Origin of the sequence: Rhodococcus sp. T2V, from assembly GCF_029269925.1 — a bacterium.
Lineage (GTDB): Bacteria > Actinomycetota > Actinomycetes > Mycobacteriales > Mycobacteriaceae > Rhodococcus_F > Rhodococcus_F koreensis.
Genome location: NZ_JARJBD010000026.1, coordinates 1 through 19199, shown reverse-complemented (window position 1 = coordinate 19199; position 19199 = coordinate 1). Strand labels below are relative to the sequence as shown.

Here is a 19199-nt window from a genome sequence, read left to right as displayed (position 1 = left end):
GGCAGGTAACTGCCGCACAGTAAAAGAGCACGACCACACGAAGGAGCCAGTCCGTGAAGAGCACCGTCGAGCAGCTCAGCCCGACGCGAGTCCGTATCAACGTTGAGGTGCCCTTCGAGGAGCTCAAGCCTGATTTCGACAAGGCCTACAAGGCCCTCGCGCAACAGATCCGTCTCCCCGGCTTCCGTCCGGGCAAGGCACCGGCCAAGTTGCTCGAAGCCCGTGTCGGTCGTGGCGCCGTCCTGGAGCAGGTCGTCAACGACGCACTCCCGTCCCGCTACTCCGAGGCCGTCACCAGCGCCTCGGTGAAGGCGATCGGTCAGCCCGAGATCGAGATCACGAAGATCGAAGACGGTGAACTCCTGGAGTTCACCGCAGAGGTCGACGTCCGTCCCGAGATCACGCTGCCCGACTACAGCGAGCTGAGCGTCACCGTCGATCCGATCGAGATCACCGACGAGGCCGTCGAGGAGCAGCTGCTGTCGCTGCGTCAGCGGTTCGGCACCCTCACCGGTGTCGAGCGTGCGGTCGAGGACGGAGACTTCATCTCCATCGACCTGTCGGCCACCGTCGACGGTGAGGCCGTTCCCGAGGCCACCGCGAGCGGTCTGTCGCACGAGGTCGGTTCGGGTCAGCTCATCGAGGGCCTCGACGAGGCCGTCGTCGGCGTCAAGGCCGGCGAGTCCAAGGAGTTCACCTCGACGCTCGTCGCCGGTGACCACGCAGGCAAGGAAGCTGTCGTCACCGTCACCGTCGGCACCGTCAAGGAGCGCGAGCTGCCTGCCGAGGACGACGAGTTCGCTCAGCTGGCAAGTGAGTTCGACACCCTCGACGAGCTGAAGGCCGACCTGCGTGAGCGCGTCGGACGCGTCCGCAAGGTCGAGCAGGCCGGTCAGATCCGCGACAAGGTCCTGGAGACCCTGCTCGAGACCGTCGAGGTCCCGCTGCCCGAGGCCGTCGTCAAGGCCGAGGTCGACGCTGCGCTGCACGACGCCGTGCACGGACTCGACCACGACGAGGAAGCGCTGAACAAGCTCCTCGAGGAGCAGGGCACGAGCCGCGAAGAGTTCGACAAGGACGCCAAGGACAGCGCCGAGCGCTCGGTGAAGACCCAGCTCCTGCTGGACGCCATCGCCGACGCCTCCGACGTCACCGTCGGCCAGGACGAGCTCACCGAGCGCATCCTGTTCCAGGCGCAGCGCTACGGCATGGCGCCGGAGCAGTTCATCCAGCAGATCCAGCAGGCCGGTCAGCTCGGCGCCGTGTTCGCCGACGTGCGTCGCGGCAAGGCTCTCGCCGGTGTCGTCGAGCAGGCCACCGTCACCGACACCTCGGGTGCCGCCGTCGACACCGCCGAACTGTTCGGCAACGGTGAGGCCGAAGCCGGAGAGACCGCGTCCACGGACGAGGTCGCGTCGGATTCCGCCGAGGGCGAAGACCAGAAGTAATGCTGGTCGCGGGGTGTTTCCCTCGCGTTCGGCTGTGAGATGTTTTCCGCTTTGAGCGAAGTAGGGCGGCACCGGGACTCCGGTGCCGCCCTCCTTCGTTAGTGTCTGTGTCAGCAATCAACGATTTACGGAGAAGGCAGGTACCGTGACTTCCAATCACCTGGAGACTTTGCAGAGTCCCGCCATGACTTCAGCCACCGCTGGGTTGAACCTCAGCGACTCGGTGTACGAGCGCCTGCTGCGCGAGCGCATCATCTTCCTCGGTACCCAGGTCGACGACGACATCGCGAACAAGCTGTGCGCCCAGATCCTGCTGCTGTCGGCAGAAGATCCCAGCCGGGACATCTCCCTCTACATCAACTCGCCCGGCGGATCGGTCAGCGCCGGCATGGCTATCTTCGACACGATGCAGTTCGCCGAGTGCGACGTCGCGACGTTCGGAATGGGTCTGGCCGCGTCGATGGGCCAGTTCCTGCTCTCCGCCGGGGCCAAGGGCAAGCGGTACGCCCTCCCGCACGCGCGGATCATGATGCACCAGCCGTCCGCCGGAATCGGTGGTACCGCCAGTGACATCGCGATCATGGCCGAGCAGTTCGCGCACACCAAGCGCGAAATGGCCGAGCTGATCGCCGAGCACACCGGTCAGACGGTCGAGCAGATCACCGCCGATTCGGATCGCGACCGCTGGTTCACCGCACAGCAGGCTCTCGAATACGGTTTCGTCGACCACGTCGTCTCCCGCGCGGCGCAGGCGGGCGGGACCGGGCAGTAGCAGCCCGGCTTCCTCACTGACCGCTCCCACACATCCTTTGGAGAACTGATGACCAACCTGTTCGATCCCCGCAGCCTGGGAGGCCAGGCGCCCGCAGGCCCCCAGTCGCGTTACATCCTGCCGTCGTTCATCGAGCACTCGAGCTACGGCGTGAAGGAGTCCAACCCGTACAACAAGCTGTTCGAGGAGCGCATCATCTTCCTCGGTGTGCAGGTGGACGACGCGTCGGCCAACGACGTGATGGCTCAGCTGCTCGTTCTCGAGTCGCTGGACCCCGACCGCGACATCACCATGTACATCAACTCGCCGGGTGGTTCGTTCACCTCGCTGATGGCGATCTACGACACCATGCAGTACGTGCGCGCCGACATCACCACGGTGTGCCTAGGTCAGGCGGCCTCCGCTGCCGCGGTGCTGCTCGCGGCGGGTACCCCCGGCAAGCGTCTGGCCCTGCCGAACGCTCGTGTCCTCATCCACCAGCCGGCCACCGGCGGCATCCAGGGTCAGGTCTCGGACCTCGAGATCCAGGCCGCCGAGATCGAGCGGATGCGTCGTCTGATGGAGACCACCCTCGCGAAGCACACCGGCAAGGACGCCGACGTGATCCGCAAGGACACCGATCGCGACAAGATCCTCACGGCCGCCGAGGCCAAGGACTACGGAATCATCGACGACGTGCTCGAGTACCGCAAACTCAGCGCCCAGAAGTGATTTCCTGCCGCCCCGGCTCGGGCGACACGCCGTGACGGCGTGGTTGCCGCGAGCCGGGTGCGGGATCGGCAAGGCTGGCTTTCCCCGAAGATCGGTGCGCGAATCACCGACAACCAGTCGACCTCGCTCGCGATCTGCGGGTACGGTCACATAACGGGCTTTCGTTTTCGGTCGATGCGCGCACGGCGTGGGGATCGGTTCGATGGTTGCACGTAGACGAAGGAAGTAGGGACCTGACGAGATGGCACGCATCGGTGACGGCGGGGATCTGCTCAAGTGCTCTTTCTGCGGTAAGAGCCAGAAGCAGGTCAAGAAGCTCATTGCTGGGCCTGGGGTGTACATCTGCGACGAGTGCATCGACCTGTGCAACGAGATCATCGAAGAGGAGCTGGCCGAGTCCAGCGAGGTGAAGCTCGACGAGCTGCCGAAGCCGGCCGAGATCCGGGACTTCCTCGAGAACTACGTGATCGGCCAGGATGCCGCCAAGCGGACTCTCGCTGTCGCGGTCTACAACCACTACAAGCGTATCCAGGCCGGCGACAAGGGCCGTGATGCGCGCGGCGAGACGGTCGAGCTGGCGAAGTCGAACATCCTCATGCTCGGCCCGACGGGCTGCGGCAAGACGTATCTGGCTCAGACGCTGGCGAAGATGCTCAACGTTCCCTTCGCGATCGCCGATGCGACGGCACTCACCGAGGCCGGCTACGTGGGTGAGGACGTCGAGAACATCCTCCTCAAACTGATCCAGGCCGCGGACTACGACGTCAAGCGCGCCGAGACCGGCATCATCTACATCGACGAGGTCGACAAGATCGCCCGCAAGAGCGAGAATCCGTCGATCACCCGGGACGTGTCCGGTGAGGGTGTGCAGCAGGCTCTGCTGAAGATTCTCGAGGGCACGCAGGCCAGCGTGCCGCCGCAGGGTGGTCGCAAGCACCCGCATCAGGAGTTCATCCAGATCGACACGACGAACGTGCTGTTCATCGTGGCGGGCGCGTTCGCGGGGCTCGAGCGGATCGTGTCCGATCGCGTGGGCAAGCGCGGCATCGGTTTCGGTGCCGAGGTGCGGTCGAAGGCGGAGATCGACACGCAGGACCACTTCGCGGAGGTCATGCCGGAAGACCTGATCAAGTTCGGGCTCATCCCCGAGTTCATCGGCCGTCTCCCTGTCGTGGCATCGGTGACCAACCTCGACAAGGAATCGCTCGTCCAGATCCTGTCGGAGCCGAAGAACGCACTGGTCAAGCAGTACAACCGGTTGTTCGATATGGATGGCGTGGAGTTGGAGTTCACCACGGACGCGCTCGAGGCCATCGCCGATCAGGCGATCCTCCGCGGCACCGGTGCTCGCGGTCTGCGCGCGATCATGGAGGAAGTCCTGCTTCCGGTCATGTACGACATCCCGAGCCGGGACGACGTCGAGAAGGTCGTGGTCAGCGCGGAGACGGTCAACGACAACGTGCTCCCGACCATCGTCCCGCGCAAGCCGGAGCGGGGAGAACGCCGGGACAAGTCCGCCTAGGCGGGAGCGCGCTGTATCCTGGGTGCGAACTAACTCACTAGTTCGTACAAATGGAGGTAATGCGCGCGATGACCGCTCCCGGACCGATCTTTGTTCTCAACGGCCCCAACCTGAACCTGCTGGGGCAACGGCAGCCCGAGGTGTACGGGCGGGAGACGCTCGACGACGTCGTGGAGTTGTGCCGCGCCGCCGCCGCGAAGGCGGGACGTGAGATCGTCGCGCGACAGTCCAACCACGAGGGCCACCTGATCGACTGGGTGCACGAGGCCCGCACCACGGCGTCGGGCGTCGTGATCAACCCCGGTGGTTTCACGCACACTTCGGTGGCGCTGCGCGACGCCCTGGTGACGCTCGAGGTGCCCCTCGTCGAGGTGCACATCAGCAACGTGCACGCCCGCGAGGAGTTCCGGCACCACTCGTACGTGTCCGGGGTCGCCACGGGAGTGATCGCCGGACTCGGCATCCTCGGCTATTCGCTGGCCGTCGACTTCATCTGCAACAAGGGCTGACGGCGCCATGGGACGACAGGTTCGTACGAGCGTTGCCACGGTGTCCCTGAGTGGATCGCTGGAGGAGAAGGTCACCGCGATCGCGGCAGCCGGGTTCGACGGATTCGAGGTGTTCGAACCCGATTTCGTGAGCTCGCCGTGGTCGCCGCGTGAATTGGCATCCCGCGCAGCGGATCTCGGGCTCACCCTCGATCTGTATCAGCCGTTCCGCGATCTGGATTCGGCCGACGACGCGACGTTCGCGCGCAACCTGATCCGGGCCGAGCGCAAGTTCGACATCATGGAGCAGCTCGGCTGCGACACCCTGCTGGTCTGCTCGTCGCCACTGCCCGAGGCGGTGCGCGACGACGCCCGCCTGACCGAGCAACTCCACACCCTCGCCGAGCACGCACACAGCCGGGGGCTCCGCATCGCCTACGAGGCGCTGGCCTGGGGCACGCACGTCAACACGTACCGGCACGCGTGGAAGATCGTGCAGGACGTCGACCATCCCGCCCTCGGTACCTGCCTCGACAGCTTCCACATCCTCTCCCGCGGCGACGACCCGTCCGGCATCCGTGACATCCCGGGGGAGAAGATCTTCTTCCTGCAGCTCGCCGATGCGCCCCGGATGTCGATGGACATCCTGCAGTGGAGCCGGCACCACCGGAACTTCCCGGGGCAGGGCAACTTCGATCTCGCCACGTTCGGTGCCCACGTCCAGGCGGCCGGATACACCGGGCCGTGGTCGCTGGAGATCTTCAACGACACGTTCCGGCAGTCGTCGACGGGTCGCACGGCCGCCGACGCGCACCGCTCGCTGCTGTACCTCCAGGAGGAGGTCGCCCGGGTGCAGGCCGAGCACGGTGAGGACACCGGTCGGGGTCTGGCGCTGTTCGAGCCGCCGCCGCGCGCACCGCTCGAAGGCATCGTGTCGCTCCGGCTCGCCGCCGGTCCCGGTAAGGATTCCGACCTCCGGCAGGCGTTGCAGCACATCGGATTCCGCCTGGTCGGCCGGCACCGCAGTCACGACCTCCAGTTGTGGCGGCACGGCCGGATGACCATCGTGGTCGACGCCACCGCGGGCACCGTGTGGACGGCGCCGGGACTGCCTGCGCACCTTCCGGTGCTCACCCAGATCGGCATCCGGTCGAGTGATCCCGACGCGTGGGGGGAGCGCGCCGCGGCGCTCGAGGTCCCGGTGCACGAGGTCCTGTTGCCCGGTGTGGACACGGCCCCCGAATCGGATGTGGTGCGTCTGAAGATCACCGATGCGACGTCGCTGGATCTGCGCGGTCCGGGCAGCGCCGCGTCGTGGCAGTCGGCGTTCGACCTGTACCCGACGGAGTCGCGCTGGCAGGACGAGGTGCCGGTGTTCACCGGGGTCGATCACGTGGCGCTCGCCGTCCCGTCGGACAACTGGGACGGCATCATGCTGCTGCTCCGCTCGGTGTTCGCGATGGCGCCGCACGAGGGCCTCGACGTCACGGACGCGGTCGGGATGATGCGCAGTCAGGCGCTGACGATGGATCAGACGGGCGTCGACGGCGTCGACCGTCCGCTGCGCATCTCGCTGAACATGGTTCCGGGTGCGGTGTCGGGGAGCTCCCACATCGCCGCGGCCCGGCGCGGTGGGATCAGCCACGTCGCGTTCGCGTGCACGGACATCTTCACCGCCGCGGCGACCATGCAGTCGAACGGCTTCGAGCCGCTCGTCATCTCGCCGAACTACTACGACGACCTCGAGGCCCGCTTCGGACTCGCCCGCGAACTCCTCGACCGCATGAGCGGTTCCGGCATCATGTACGACGCCGACGCCCACGGCGAGTTCTTCCACCTGTTCACCCAGACGGTGGGCGCCGACCTGTTCTTCGAGGTCGTGCAACGCGTCGGCGGTTACGAGGGGTACGGGGACGCGAACTCCGCGATGCGCCTGGCTGCCCAATTGCGGGCGGCCGGCTGAGCGGCCGACCCGACCGATAACGGCGCCCGTGGTCACGACCACGGGCGCCGTCGTCTTTCCGTCGAGCGCGGTGACAGTGACGTCCGACACGTCTGGAGCGTGACCACTGTCGTCGATGCACGCTCTCGGGGTGTATGTGACTGATGAGGTCGAAAAATCCCACCGGAGACGGCGACCGCAAACACAGGCGTCGATGCGGCACGTGGGTTTTTGGCCGATACGTACTAACCTGTGTCGAAACCGTGACCGTTTCGTTATCAGTCACGAACTCGACGGAGGAATGTGGTCTTGGCTCTACGCGCGAACACCGTCCCGCAGGCCCGGCACGCCCGGCGCACCCATTCTGCGAAGTCCGCCCGCCGGCACGTGGTGGCGACCTCGCTGGCGGCTACCGCGCTGCTCGTGTCCGGCGCCATCGCCTCCGCCGCCACCGGGGAGGTGGCGCACGCATCCACCGAGGCGGGTGTGTCGCTCACTCCGCCGCCGCAGTTCCTGCAGGTCGAACGCCCGGAACTCACCGACCACACCGAGCAGATCCAGCGCGCCGCCCAGCGTGAGGTCGAGAAGCTGGTGGCCCAGAAGGCCGAGACCGAGCGCCTGGCCCGGGAGGCGGCCGAACAGGCCGCACGTCAGGCTGCCGCCGAGGAAGCGGCTCGCCGACCCGCGGTCCTGTTCCCGGCCGACGGCACGTTCACGTCCGGCTTCGGTCAGCGCTGGGGTACCAACCACAACGGCATCGACATCGCGAACTCCATCGGCACCCCGATCAAGGCCGTCACCAACGGCACCGTGATCGAGAGCGGTCCGGCGTCGGGCTTCGGGCTGTGGATCCGCCTGCAGCAGGACGACGGCACCGTCGGCGTGTACGGCCACATCGACACCTCGCTGGTCTCGGTCGGGCAGCAGGTCCGGGCCGGCGACCAGATCGCCACCATGGGCAACCGGGGGCAGTCGACCGGTCCGCACCTGCACTACGAGGTGTGGACGGCGAACGGAACCAAGATCGATCCCGCGGGCTGGCTCAATTCGCGCGGCGTCCCCGTACCCGGAGGACAGGGTAGCTAGCGGCACCTCGCTGCCTGCTGAGGTGAAAATGATGGGTTTTTGGTGTTGTTTGCCGGTTCCATCACCGCAAGACTGTCTCCATGACCCTCATTTCTCCTCCGCCGACCGGCCGGCGTGAGTGGATCCACGACTCGGACTGCGACCTCGACGCGTTTCGCGCCTCCGTGGACCGCTCGACGAATCTGACCGACTATCCGTTCGCCCACTCCGTGGAGCAGAACGTTCTGGTGTACCGCAGCGAATCGCTGAGTCCGCACCTCGGCGAGGCGCAGTCCCGCCGTGCCGTGCAGACCGAACTCGTGCGCGCGCTCACCGACGGTCCCGGAATCGTGGTATTCCAGAACGCCTTCGGCGACCCCGCCGTGGTGGATCGTGCCACCGAACAGTTCGACCTCCTCATTGCGCAGCAGCATGCGTCGGGTGATGTGGTGGGTGACCACTTCGGCAAGGCGGGCGCCAACGACCGCATTTGGAACGCCGCGCAGAAGCTGGCTCTCGGCGCACCGGACGTGTTCGCCGACTATTACGCCAACGACATCCTCGCGCTGATCTGCCAGAGCTGGCTGGGGCCGCTGTACCAGGTGACGTCCCAGGTCAATGTGGTCAATCCCGGTGGCGCCGCGCAGATTCCGCATCGGGACTACCACCTCGGCATCGTGCCTTCGCACGAGCTGACCGAGTATCCGGCGCATCTGCACCGGATGTCGGCGGCGCTGACGCTGCAGGGCGCGGTGGCGCACTGCGACATGCCCGTCGAGAGCGGACCCACCCTGTATCTGCCGTACTCGCAGCTGTTCGAGGCGGGCTATGTGGCGTTCGCGCGGCCGGAGTTCGTCGAGTTCTTCCGCGACCGTCACGTCCAGTTGCCGCTCCGCAAGGGCGATGCGGTGTTCTTCAACCCGGCGCTCTACCACGGTGCGGGCCACAACCGTTCGGAGTCGATCCGGCGGATGGCCAATCTGCTGCAGATCTCGTCGCCGTTCGGCCGGGCGATGGAAGTGCTGGACCGTGAGGCCATGGCGAACGCCGTGTATCCGACGTTGCTGGCCCGGCGGAGTGCGGGGGCGAGCGAGCGGACTCTCCGCAATGCCGTCGTCGCCACCGCCGAGTGCTACCCGTTCCCCACCAACCTCGACCACGATCAGCCGGTACACAGTCTCGCGCCGGCCACCCAGGTGGACACGGTGTGGGAAGCGTTGCGGGACAGCGTCGATCCGGCGGTGCTCGCGGAGCGTCTGGCCGCGCAGACCGCGCGGCGGCAACCGTGAACGGGCTCCGAGGCGTGATCGACGGACACGCGGATTCACGACGACAGCACCGTCCGGTGCGATTGGACGAGACACGACGATGACGATTCGACTTGCAGGCGCGCCCATTTCGTGGGGAGTGTGTGAGGTGGAGGGCTGGGGTCACCAGCTCGAACCCGATCGGGTGCTCACCGAGATGCGCGACGCGGGCCTCGCGGCCACCGAACTCGGTCCGGACGGATTCCTCCCCTCGGATCCATGCGAGCTGACGGACACCCTCGCCCGGTACGACCTGACGGCGGTCGGGGGATTCGTGCCGGTGCTCCTGCACGACCCGGATCACGACACGGTCGCTGCGATCGGCGGGGCGCTCGATTCGCTCGTCGCGTCGCGGTCGGAGGTCATCGTCCTGGCGGCGGTGACGGGGGCGGTCGGTTACGATTCGCGCCCCGAACTCGACGACTCCGGATGGAAGACGCTGCTGCGCAATCTCGACCGGCTGTCGTCCGCTGCTGCCGACCGGGGCCTGCGGGCGGTGATCCACCCGCACGTGGGGACGATGATCGAGAACCGCGTCGAGGTGGACCGCATCCTCGACGGCTCGTCGATCCCGCTGTGCCTGGACACCGGACATCTCCTGATCGGCGGCACCGACCCGCTCGACCTGGTCTCCACGGCCCCCGAGCGGATCGCCCACGCACACCTGAAGGATGTCGATGCGACACTCCTCGGCCGGGTCCGGGCGGGTGAACTCACCTACACCGAGGCCGTCGCCCAGGGCATGTACACGCCGCTCGGTACCGGCGACGTGGACATCGCCGGGGTGGTCGAGCGGCTACAGGATCAGGGCTACGACGGTTTGTACGTCCTCGAACAGGACACCATTCTCGCGGCGGAACCCGAGGGCGAAGGTCCCGTGCGCGACGTCGTCCGAAGCGTCGAATTCCTGAAAAGCATCGCGAAGTAGGACCTTGTGCCGACGGGGCGCGGCTACGACCGGGCAGGCCCGGTCGTGCCGCGCACCATCAGGTGGGGGTCGATCACGAAATCCTGCGGGTGGAGGTCCCCGTCCTCGAGTCGGCCGACGGCGAACTGCACGGCGTGCCGTGCCAGGCCCTCCGTGTCCTGCCGCACGGTGGTGAGGTCGATCCGCGACAACTGCGACAGGTGGCTGTCGTCGTACCCGATGATAGAGATGTCGCCAGGCACGTCGACGTGGGCGCGGGTGAACACGTCCATGAGGCCGATGGCGCAGCGGTCGTTGCCGGCGAGCACGGCGGTGGGCAGGCGGTCCTCGGCCAGCAGGATGTTCGCGGCGGCGACGCCTGCCTCCTCGGTGTGCTGACCGGGAATGACGCGAATGTGGTCGGAGAGGTCGTGCCTGCGCATCGCCGCGAGATATGCGCGACGCCGCTCGGGTGAGCCCGGGTCCGCGCCGCCGTCGACGTGCGCGATCTCGTGATGTCCGAGTTCGACCAGGTGGTCCACGGACTGCCGGATGCCTTTGGCGTCGGCGGTCCGCACGGTGTCGACGGCGGTGTGGGGGAGTGCGCGGCCGACCACGGTGACCACGGCCCGGTCCGCGAGCGTGCGCAGATAGTCCGCCGTGGAGAGGGGGCCGAGCAGGATCAGGCCCTCGCACCGGTGGCTGAGGAGCGCTTCGATCGCCTTGTGCTCGTCGCGGGTGGGTGCGCTCGCGGACAGCAGGACCTCGTATCCGGCGGCTTCGGCCTCCGCGTAGATCGTTCCGATCAGGTCGGCCTGGAAGGTCTGGTGGACGTCCATGAGCACCCCGAGGGTGCGGCTGCGGCCGCGGGCGAGCATGCGGGCGGCCCGGTCGAGGCGGTAGCCGAGTTCGTCCGCGGCCTGCAGGACGCGGTCCCGGGTCTCGTCGGACGCGCCCGGTTTGTTGCTGAAGATCAGTGACACGAGGGTGCGTGACACCCCGGCCCGCGTCGCGACATCGGCCATCGTGGGGCGTCGGTGCAGGCCGGCCGGTGCCCGTTCCGCATCCGCGTGCGCGGTGGCTCGGTCGTCGGGCATCTCGATCTCCCTCGGTTGCGTCGTCAGGGACATTCTCACGGATCGCGACCCCAGCCCTTGACACCTTCTGTGATTCACCTCATAGTAGACAACTGAAGCGCGTTAGTGAAGCGCTTCAGTTCAGGAAAGTACGCCTCTCGGCTGCATCGAGCCGAGCGCGTCCCGGGCGATATCGACACACGTGAACCGATCTTCCGTGTCGTGATGCGTGAGCATTCCCAGAAAGGCCACACCTGATGTTGACCACCAAGGCTGCCAGTGCACGCGGAAGCGGCGGCGCTGGGCGTAACGAGCGCAGTCACAACCGCTTCCTGACCAAGCTCACCGTCATCTCCACGCTCGGAGGCCTGCTGTTCGGCTACGACACCGGCGTGATCTCCGGTGCGCTGCTCTACATGAAGGACGAGTTGAACCTCAGTGCGGTCGGCGAAGCCACCGTCGTGAGTTCACTGCTGTTCCCGGGTGCCGCCGTCGGCGCGCTGCTGGGCGGCCGGTTGTCCGATGCCCTCGGCCGCAAGCGCACGCTGCTCGTCTGTGCGGGCCTGTTCCTCGTCGGTGCCCTCGGGTGTGCGATGGCTCCCAACGTGGAGATCATGGTGCTGGCCAGGATCGTCCTCGGTCTCGGTGTGGGCGCCGCCGCCGTCACCTGCCCGCTGTACCTGGCCGAGATGGCTCCGGTGGAGCGACGCGGCCGGATGGTCACCATCAACGAACTGATGATCGTCACCGGTCAGATGCTCGCCTTCTCGATCAACGCCCTGCTCGATCACCTGATCGAGGATCCGACGGTGTGGCGGTACATGCTGGCCATCGCGTCGGTGCCGGCGGTTCTCCTGCTGCTCGGCATGCTCGTGCTCCCGGATTCACCGCGCTGGTACGCGTCGAAGGGCCGCCTCGCCGAAACCCGCAGGACCCTCGAAATGAGCCGCAGCGAGTCCGAGGCCGCCGACGAGTACGCCAGCATCAGCTTCCACGCCGCCCGCGACCGGAAGTCGAAGACCAGCGGCGCCGTCCACTACCTGCGTGACTACCCCTGGATGCGCCGGATCCTCTGGATCGGCTGCGGTCTGGCCATCGTGCAGCAGGCGACGGGCATCAACACGGTCAACTATTACGCGCCGACGATCCTCGAGCAGAGCGGGTTGGGTGTCAGCGCGTCCCTGGTGGCCACCATCGCGGTCGGTGTCACTTCGGTAGTCATGACGATCCTCGGAATCGTTCTGCTGGGCTTCGTGAATCGCCGCAAGATGCTACTCACCGGTTTCATCGGTGTGGCGTCCTCGCAGGCCGCGCTGTCGCTGGTGTTCCTGCTGCCCTCGTCGACCGGCCGCAGCTACATCATCCTCGCCGCGATGATGGTGTTCGTCGCGTTCGTCCAGTGCTTCATCGGCACCTGCGTGTGGTTGCTGCTGTCGGAGATCTTCCCGATGGCCATCCGCGGGTTCGCGATGGGCATCGCGGTGTTCGTGCTCTGGACGACCAATGCGTTCATCTCGTTCGTCTTCCCGATCCTCAACTCGGTTCTCGGATCGACCGGAACGTTCGGCCTGTTCGTTCTCGTGAACCTGATGTCGGTGTACTTCGTGTACCGCTTCGTCCCGGAAACCAAGGGCCGCAGCCTCGAAGAGCTGGAGGACCGCCTCGGTGCGGGCACTCCCGCCACGTCCGCCGCGGGAAACACCGCCGCAGTCGCCACCCACTGATCGACGGTTCTCACGCGCCGGTACCACCGCGTGCAGGTGGTGGTACCGCTCCTGAGCAGCACTCGATTTCGACGTCCGACCCGGCACGAACCCCTGTGGTGGAGGTCCTCGATCGCGTTGTGGTTCGCCCCTATCGCTTGTGCTGCCCGAGCGGTGGCAAAATGGGATCTCTCCGGACACCGCGATCGGGTCCGCGTTCCTGTTTGTGGATGCTCCGGCGACTCCTTGATGAGGTGCACGATGATTCGTCGTCAACTACCGGACCGGCCGTAACGGTGTAGCCGATGACCGGCGTCGACCCATTCGAGACGCAGCGCGGCATCCAGGTCTCGGTGCCCGTGGATTTGGCATCGGCCGGCTTCGACAACGCCGTCGAGGTAGGTCGCGGCGGTTTCGGCGTGGTGTACCGCTGCCGACAAGCCGATCTGGACCGTGTTGTGGCCGTGAAGGTACTGACAGCGGACCTCGACGAGGACAATCGCGCACGCTTTCTGCGGGAGCAGCGCGCCATGGGTCGGCTGACCGGGCACCCGAACATCGTCACGATTCTGCAAGTCGGCGTCACCGACAACGGCCGCCTCTACCTGGTGATGCCCTATTTCGCGAACGATTCGCTGGATGCCGCCATCCGCCGACGGGGGCCGCTTCCAGTCGACGAAGTGCTGGCACTCGGGGTGAGATTGTCCGCCGCGCTCGCCGCCGGGCATCGCGCAGGCGTCGTGCACCGCGACGTCAAACCCTCGAACGTTCTGATCACCGACTACGGGGAACCGGCACTGTCCGACTTCGGTATCGCGCACATCGCCGGCGGGTTCGAAACAGCCAGCGGTGTCATTACCGCATCCCCAGCGTTCACCGCCCCCGAGGTCCTCACCAGCGGGGCACCCACTCCAGCGGCTGACGTCTACAGTCTGGGCGCCACCCTCTTTTGTGCTATCACCGCTCACGCCCCGTTCGAGCGGCACAGCGGTGAACAGTTGGTGGCACAGTTCGTGCGGATCACCACCCAGCCGGCACCGGACCTGCGTGAGCACGGCATCCCAGAGGACGTCAGCGTTGTCATCGAGCACGCGATGGCTCCCGATCCGCAGGACCGCCCCTCGGCTCCCGAGCTCGGCCGACAACTCCAATACGCCCAGACGGTCCTCGGGTTCGCGGTCGACGACCTGACCTTGCAGCCGGACAACCACGACGAGTACAGTCCGCGCTTGCGCACTCGAGAGTCCCGCGCAAAAACAGCACCGTCCAGGACGGATCCACCAGGCAACCTTCCCGAGGAGTTGACCAGTTTCGTCGGCCGCGGCCGCGAACTCGCGACCACGATGAACCTTCTGGCGACGTCACGGCTGACGACGCTGACCGGGATCGGGGGTGCCGGGAAAACCCGACTGGCACTGCGGGTGGCGGCACACACACGCCCACGTTTTCCCGATGGGGTGTGGCTGGTCGAGCTCGGTGAGCTCCGCGACGGATCCCTGATACCCGACGTGGTGGGCGGTGCGTTGGGGTTACGAAATCAGTCAGGCCGCACCATGCAGGACGTGATCGTCGACTTCGTGGACGCGCAGCAATTGCTTCTCGTGTTGGACAACTGCGAGCAGGTCGTGGACGGCGCTGCGAACCTGGTCGAACTCCTGCTCCGTAGCTGCCGCGAACTGCGGATCCTTGCGACAAGCCGGGAGGCTCTGGCCGTCGCCGGCGAGACCGTGCTTCGGGTACCCCCACTGACCGTCCCGGAGTCCGGTAGAGCGTGTTCGCTTCGAGATCTGGCACATTTCGACGCGGTCAGACTGTTCACCGAGCGCGCCACAACCACCCTGCAGGGGTTCGCTCTGACCGACGGCAACCGTGAAACGGTGGCCGGCATCTGCCGACGACTCGACGGCATGCCGCTGCCGATCGAACTGGCCGCAGCACGGCTGCGGGCGATGTCACCGCAGCAGATCCTCGAGCGCCTCGACGACCGCTGGACGCTGCTGACCGGCGGTGCCCGCACCGCACCAACCAGACAACAGACCCTGCGACTGTGCGTGGACTGGAGCTACGACCTGTGCACCCTCCTCGAACAGACCGTGTGGTCCAGGCTCTCCGTGTTCGCGGGCAGCTTCGAACTCGATGCTGCAGAGAGTATCTGCGGCTACGACCTCACCACGCCCGGCCTGCTCGATGTGATCACCTCGTTACTGGACAAGTCGATCCTGATCCGCGAGGAGTCCGAGACCGTGGTGCGGTTCCGGCTGCTCGAAACGCTCCGGAACTACGGCCGGGAGAAAGCACAGGAGGCGGGCTGTTATGACGAATTGCGAGAGCGACACCTCGATTGGTACCGGCGATTGTCCCTCGCGGCAGAGGCCGGCTGGATGAGCGATCGACAACTCGATTGGAGTTCACGCCTCGAGCGGGAGCAGTCCAACCTACGGGACACACTCGAAGCTTGCGTGACAACGGATGCGGAGTCCGGGTTGCGGATCGCAAATGCTCTGTGGGAGTTCTGGAACGCGCGGTCGATGTTCGGCGAAGGACGGTACTGGTTGGATCGCCTTCTCGCGCACGATCACGGCCAGACGCTCGAGCGAGTCAAGGCTCTCTACGCCGACAGTGTTCTGGCGGAACTGCAAGGTGACCTCACTGTGGCGGCCGAACTCGTCGAGCAGGCTCGCGCGATCGCGGCGCGGGCCGGTGACGAGGCGATGAACTCCTATGTCACGCTTGCAGATGGGACGTACGCCGTGTTCCGCGGCGATCTAGCCCGCGCGTGCGAACACCTCGAGGTTGCAGCCGCGGCGTTGAGTGCCCCGGAGGATCTCACCGTCCGGGTCGAGGCCGTCATGATGCTTGGACTGGCTTACGCGTGGAGTGGTGATCTCGACCGCGCCGTCCCGTCCTTCGAGGAAGTTCTCGATATCACCCGTGCGCGCGGCGAAATAGTGCTCCAGGGCTATGCTCAGTGGGCGCTGGGAGTCGCCTGGTGGCAGAGGCACGAACACACCCGGGCCGTCGACCACCTCACGCACGGGCTTCGGCTCGCCCAGAGCGCGGATGACCGCCTCGGCGTCACCGCCGGCCTCGAGACGCTCGCGTGGATTGCGAACGCCGAGCAGAATGCGCACCGTGCCGCAGTGCTCATGGGGGCGGCCGAGAACATCAGCCACGCGGTGGGAAGCTCCTCGGCCTACCTGCCCAACCTCCTCGCGCACCACGATGACTGCGAGCACGATACGCGGCAAGCCCTCGGCGCGGCGGACTTCGACGCCGCCCATGCCGAAGGCGCCACTCTGACACTGCTCGAGGCAGTCGACTACGCGCTCGACGAACAACACGCACCCTGATCGCTCGTAGTCAATGGCTGCCAGCGCCTGGCCGCTGCCACCAATTTCGGCCGGCGGGACTCGACATCGTCATCGATGATGAGATCACCACGGACCGGATCACCTTGTCGGCCGTGGCGTTCATCGAGAACGTCGCCCCCTGGCGCTCGTCGCAGCAGAGGTCGTAGAACTCGGTCACCGCTACCACTTGTCGGTACTGAGCTTGCGTCAGTATCGTTTTGCCCAGCCGCAGCCCCTCGATCGCCACGATTCCCGGTGGTGTCGCATCGAGTAAAGCCGCACTGGAACTGTTGTCCCCCATAGTCTTCAACCCCCCGGCATCGAATTCATCTTCGATCCTGCCTCAGGCCTCCGTGCCCGTGCACGCCCGACGAGTCCGGGGACTCCTCAGGCACGCACGGGCGCGGAGAGCCTCGCGAGGGTGGCGGCGCCGATGCGCTGTGCCGATTCGCCGAGTTGTGTTTCGCGGATGCGGGCGAGGGGGCGGTGTCCGGAACCGGTTGCGAGAGAGGCGTAGACGTCCCGCGCGTGGTCGAGGAACAGCGGAGCCGAACCGCTGACACCGCCGGCGATGACGACGAGGTCGGGGTCGTAGACGTCACCGACCATGGCGAGTCCGACGCCCAGCCACCGTGCGAACTCCTCCATCGTGCGGATGGCCAGCGGGTCGCCGTCCCGCGCGGCGCTCGCGATCCGGCGGCCCGTGAGCGATCCCGGATCGCTCGCCACTTCGCGTGCGAGGATCGTCGAACTCGTGGGGTCGGCGGCGAGAAGCTCGATGGCCGTGTCCACGAGTGCTGTTCCGCTGCAATACCGTTCCCAGCACCCGCGCTTGCCGCAGGCGCAGGGTCTGCCGCCCGGAACCACCTGCAGGTGGCCGAGTTCGGGAGCGACTCCGTGGCTCCCGCGGTACAGCGTCCCGTCGATGAGCAGGGCTGCACCGATGCCGGTGCCGATCGCGACCATCACCACATTGCGACCGCCGGCGGCGGCCCCGAACCGGTGCTCCGCCCACGCCGCCGCGTTCGCGTCGTGTTCGAGGACCACCGGCAGTCCGAGCCGCTCGCTGAGGTCGTTGGCGACCGGCACGTTCTTCCACGGCAGGTGCGGCGCGAACCGCACGGTGGTGAGGTCGGGGGTGATGAAGCCGGCCACCGCAAGCCCGACGGCGGACACCGGGTGGCGGCCCGCGAGTTCGCGAACGGCACGGTCGAGCGCGTCCTCGAGGGCCTTGGCCGATTGCGGTGTGGGCGCCTGGACGGAGTCGAGCACCTCGCCGGTGTCGTCGACCACGCAGGCCCGGATACTGGTACCACCGACGTCGATGCCGACGGTGAGAGCGGAGACAGGCACGGAGGCGACGGTACTCACCTCCCCGAGGCCGTCGCCGCCTCGGGTACCGGCCGGGAATCCTCCCAGGCATCGAGCCGGCTGATCGCGGTCCGGGCGACCACCTGTTGTTCCGTGACGGCGAGGTGTCCCCGGGTCCGGCCCAGGAACGACCATGTCCAGGACATGGCGGTCGCCAGCCGGCTCTTGAATCCGACGATGTAGACCAGGTGGATCAGGAGCCACAGCAGCCAGGCGAGGAGCCCGGTCAGTTGGAGGCGGCCGACCTTCGCGACCGCATTGAAGCGGGAGATCATCGCCATGCTGCCCTTGTCCGTGTAGCGGAACGGGGCGCGTTCGGGCTTGTCGCGACCCTTCCGGTGGGCCCGCACCTCGGCGGCGATCAGCTGCGCGGCGTAGCGGCCGCCCTGGATCGCGACCTGCGCGACGCCGGGCAGACCGTCCCGGTTCATCATGTCCCCGACGACGAAGACGTTGCTGTGGCCGGGCAGGGTGAGGTCGGGTTCGACGAGGACCCGGCCCGCGCGGTCGGTGCCGGCGCCGGTCTGTTCGGCGAGTTGCCTGCCCAGCGGGCTGGCTGCGACGCCCGCAGACCAGATCTTGCAGGTGGCCTCGATCCGCCGCTCGGCTCCGTCCTGGTCGCGGACGGTGAGTCCGTCGTCGTCCACGTCGGTCACCATCGCGCCCAACTGGATCTCGACCCCGAGATTCTCCAACGTGTCCGCGGCCGCCCGGCGCAGCTTGTCGTCGAACGGCGGGAGAACCGTGGGCGCCGCGTCGAGCAGGATGATGCGCGCGTCACGGGGATCGATGGTGCGGTACGCGCCGGCGAGAGTGCGATGCGCGAGCTGGGCGATCTCGCCGGCCATTTCGACTCCGGTGGGTCCGGCGCCGACCACGACGAACGTCAGCAGGCGCGCCCGCTCGGCGGGATCGGTGCTCACCTCAGCGCTCTCGAAGGCGCCCAGAATGCGGCCGCGCAGCTCGAGGGCGTCGTCGATCGTCTTCATTCCGGGTGCGTGCTCGGCGAAATGGTCGTTGCCGAAATAGGATTGGCGGGCGCCCGCCGATACGACGAGACTGTCGTACTCGGTGACGGTCGTGCGGCCACGGTGGGTGGACGTGACGGTCCGGTCGGCGACGTCGATCTTCTCGACTCCGCCGATGAGGACGGACGCGTTCTGCTGGTCTTCGAGGACGAGCCGGGTCGCGGGTGCGATCTCGCCCTCGGACAGGATTCCCGTCGCCACCTGGTACAGCAACGGCTGGAACAGGTGATGCGTCGTTCGATCGATCAGAGTGACATCAACGTCCGTCCGTTTCAAGGCCTTGGTGGCGAAGAGGCCGCCGAATCCCGATCCGATGACCACGACCCGATGACGGCGGGCGAGAGAGGTGTCGCTCATGAAGTTCCTTTCGATCGTACGGACGCCGCGCCGGACCGCGGACGGTCCGGCGCGGAGAACCAGTACTTACGCGTTCTGGGGGAATCCGAGGTTGAGGCCGCCGTGGCTGGGGTCGAGCCAGCGGGTGGTGACGACCTTGCCGCGGGTGAAGA

Annotated in this window: 15 protein-coding genes and 1 pseudogene; 11 read left to right on the top strand and 5 right to left on the bottom strand. The window is 66.8% G+C overall.

Translation table 11 applies throughout. From position 1 onward, the window contains the following. Nucleotides 1-53 precede the first annotated feature (53 nt). The 9 genes from tig to P3H15_RS21990 all read left to right on the top strand — a co-directional run bounded on the left by tig (nucleotide 54) and on the right by P3H15_RS21990 (nucleotide 10183). Nucleotides 54-1448 carry a trigger factor gene (gene tig / locus P3H15_RS22030; protein WP_276139202.1) on the top strand — a complete coding sequence of 465 codons (1395 nt, stop codon included), beginning with the start codon at nucleotides 54-56 and terminating at the stop codon, nucleotides 1446-1448. Between the two features lie 184 nt (nucleotides 1449-1632). After that, nucleotides 1633-2220, top strand: a complete 588-nt coding sequence (locus P3H15_RS22025; RefSeq protein WP_011594411.1) for an ATP-dependent Clp protease proteolytic subunit — start codon at nucleotides 1633-1635, stop codon at nucleotides 2218-2220. 48 nt (nucleotides 2221-2268) lie between these two features. Beyond that, nucleotides 2269-2931, top strand: coding sequence for an ATP-dependent Clp protease proteolytic subunit (locus P3H15_RS22020; RefSeq protein WP_012688316.1), 663 nt, complete (start codon nucleotides 2269-2271; stop codon nucleotides 2929-2931). A 241-nt stretch (nucleotides 2932-3172) separates the two neighbouring features. Continuing rightward, a complete protein-coding gene (gene clpX / locus P3H15_RS22015; protein WP_005248181.1) occupies nucleotides 3173-4453 on the top strand; it encodes an ATP-dependent Clp protease ATP-binding subunit ClpX in 1281 nt (426 codons plus the stop codon). A 68-nt stretch (nucleotides 4454-4521) separates the two neighbouring features. Continuing rightward, nucleotides 4522-4962, top strand: coding sequence for a type II 3-dehydroquinate dehydratase (aroQ, locus tag P3H15_RS22010; protein WP_219458877.1), 441 nt, complete (start codon nucleotides 4522-4524; stop codon nucleotides 4960-4962). 7 nt (nucleotides 4963-4969) lie between these two features. Beyond that, the gene (locus P3H15_RS22005; RefSeq protein ID WP_276139201.1) at nucleotides 4970-6904 is read left to right on the top strand and encodes a bifunctional sugar phosphate isomerase/epimerase/4-hydroxyphenylpyruvate dioxygenase family protein; all 1935 of its coding nucleotides are present in this window, start codon (nucleotides 4970-4972) and stop codon (nucleotides 6902-6904) included. A 288-nt stretch (nucleotides 6905-7192) separates the two neighbouring features. Continuing rightward, complete coding sequence (locus P3H15_RS22000) at nucleotides 7193-7969, top strand: M23 family metallopeptidase (protein ID WP_276139200.1); 777 nt, start codon at nucleotides 7193-7195, stop codon at nucleotides 7967-7969. Nucleotides 7970-8049: 80 nt separating this feature from the next. Continuing rightward, nucleotides 8050-9237 (top strand): phytanoyl-CoA dioxygenase family protein, encoded by a 1188-nt coding sequence (locus P3H15_RS21995; protein WP_276139199.1) that lies wholly within the window; start codon nucleotides 8050-8052, stop codon nucleotides 9235-9237. Nucleotides 9238-9316: 79 nt separating this feature from the next. Next, nucleotides 9317-10183 carry a sugar phosphate isomerase/epimerase gene (locus P3H15_RS21990; RefSeq protein ID WP_276139198.1) on the top strand — a complete coding sequence of 289 codons (867 nt, stop codon included), beginning with the start codon at nucleotides 9317-9319 and terminating at the stop codon, nucleotides 10181-10183. Nucleotides 10184-10206: 23 nt separating this feature from the next. Here P3H15_RS21990 and P3H15_RS21985 read toward each other — a convergent pair whose 3' ends face one another. Continuing rightward, a complete protein-coding gene (locus P3H15_RS21985; RefSeq protein WP_276139197.1) occupies nucleotides 10207-11259 on the bottom strand; it encodes a LacI family DNA-binding transcriptional regulator in 1053 nt (350 codons plus the stop codon). Nucleotides 11260-11495: 236 nt separating this feature from the next. Here P3H15_RS21985 and P3H15_RS21980 point away from each other — a divergent pair, with 236 nt between their 5' ends. Next, complete coding sequence (locus tag P3H15_RS21980) at nucleotides 11496-12962, top strand: sugar porter family MFS transporter (protein WP_276139196.1); 1467 nt, start codon at nucleotides 11496-11498, stop codon at nucleotides 12960-12962. A 284-nt stretch (nucleotides 12963-13246) separates the two neighbouring features. Continuing rightward, entirely contained in the window at nucleotides 13247-16291 is a 3045-nt protein-coding gene (locus tag P3H15_RS21975) for a protein kinase (protein ID WP_276139195.1), read from the top strand. A 10-nt stretch (nucleotides 16292-16301) separates the two neighbouring features. Here P3H15_RS21975 and P3H15_RS21970 read toward each other — a convergent pair whose 3' ends face one another. From P3H15_RS21970 to P3H15_RS21955, 4 genes and pseudogenes are all read right to left on the bottom strand, one after another. Further along, complete coding sequence (locus P3H15_RS21970; protein WP_276139194.1) at nucleotides 16302-16592, bottom strand: hypothetical protein; 291 nt, start codon at nucleotides 16590-16592, stop codon at nucleotides 16302-16304. A gap of 86 nt (nucleotides 16593-16678) precedes the next feature. Further along, a complete protein-coding gene (locus tag P3H15_RS21965; RefSeq protein WP_124390122.1) occupies nucleotides 16679-17662 on the bottom strand; it encodes an ROK family protein in 984 nt (327 codons plus the stop codon). Continuing rightward, complete coding sequence (locus P3H15_RS21960) at nucleotides 17659-19047, bottom strand: NAD(P)/FAD-dependent oxidoreductase (RefSeq protein WP_276139193.1); 1389 nt, start codon at nucleotides 19045-19047, stop codon at nucleotides 17659-17661. The genes P3H15_RS21965 and P3H15_RS21960 overlap by 4 nt, the downstream gene beginning before the upstream one ends. 66 nt (nucleotides 19048-19113) lie before the next feature. After that, nucleotides 19114-19199: pseudogene (locus P3H15_RS21955) on the bottom strand (methylmalonate-semialdehyde dehydrogenase); the annotation flags it as partial.

What these genes read in the sequence shown, in the direction of transcription:
- P3H15_RS22025 (WP_011594411.1), top strand. Translation starts at nt 1,633, where the DNA reads ATGACTTCAGCCACCGCTGGGTTGAACCTCAGCGACTCGGTGTACGAG.
- P3H15_RS22020 (WP_012688316.1), top strand. Translation starts at nt 2,269, where the DNA reads ATGACCAACCTGTTCGATCCCCGCAGCCTGGGAGGCCAGGCGCCCGCA.
- clpX (WP_005248181.1), top strand. Translation starts at nt 3,173, where the DNA reads ATGGCACGCATCGGTGACGGCGGGGATCTGCTCAAGTGCTCTTTCTGC.
- aroQ (WP_219458877.1), top strand. Translation starts at nt 4,522, where the DNA reads ATGACCGCTCCCGGACCGATCTTTGTTCTCAACGGCCCCAACCTGAAC.
- P3H15_RS22005 (WP_276139201.1), top strand. Translation starts at nt 4,970, where the DNA reads ATGGGACGACAGGTTCGTACGAGCGTTGCCACGGTGTCCCTGAGTGGA.
- P3H15_RS21995 (WP_276139199.1), top strand. Translation starts at nt 8,050, where the DNA reads ATGACCCTCATTTCTCCTCCGCCGACCGGCCGGCGTGAGTGGATCCAC.
- P3H15_RS21990 (WP_276139198.1), top strand. Translation starts at nt 9,317, where the DNA reads ATGACGATTCGACTTGCAGGCGCGCCCATTTCGTGGGGAGTGTGTGAG.
- P3H15_RS21985 (WP_276139197.1), bottom strand. Translation starts at nt 11,259, where the DNA reads ATGCCCGACGACCGAGCCACCGCGCACGCGGATGCGGAACGGGCACCG.
- P3H15_RS21980 (WP_276139196.1), top strand. Translation starts at nt 11,496, where the DNA reads ATGTTGACCACCAAGGCTGCCAGTGCACGCGGAAGCGGCGGCGCTGGG.
- P3H15_RS21975 (WP_276139195.1), top strand. Translation starts at nt 13,247, where the DNA reads ATGACCGGCGTCGACCCATTCGAGACGCAGCGCGGCATCCAGGTCTCG.
- P3H15_RS21970 (WP_276139194.1), bottom strand. Translation starts at nt 16,592, where the DNA reads ATGGGGGACAACAGTTCCAGTGCGGCTTTACTCGATGCGACACCACCG.
- P3H15_RS21960 (WP_276139193.1), bottom strand. Translation starts at nt 19,047, where the DNA reads ATGAGCGACACCTCTCTCGCCCGCCGTCATCGGGTCGTGGTCATCGGA.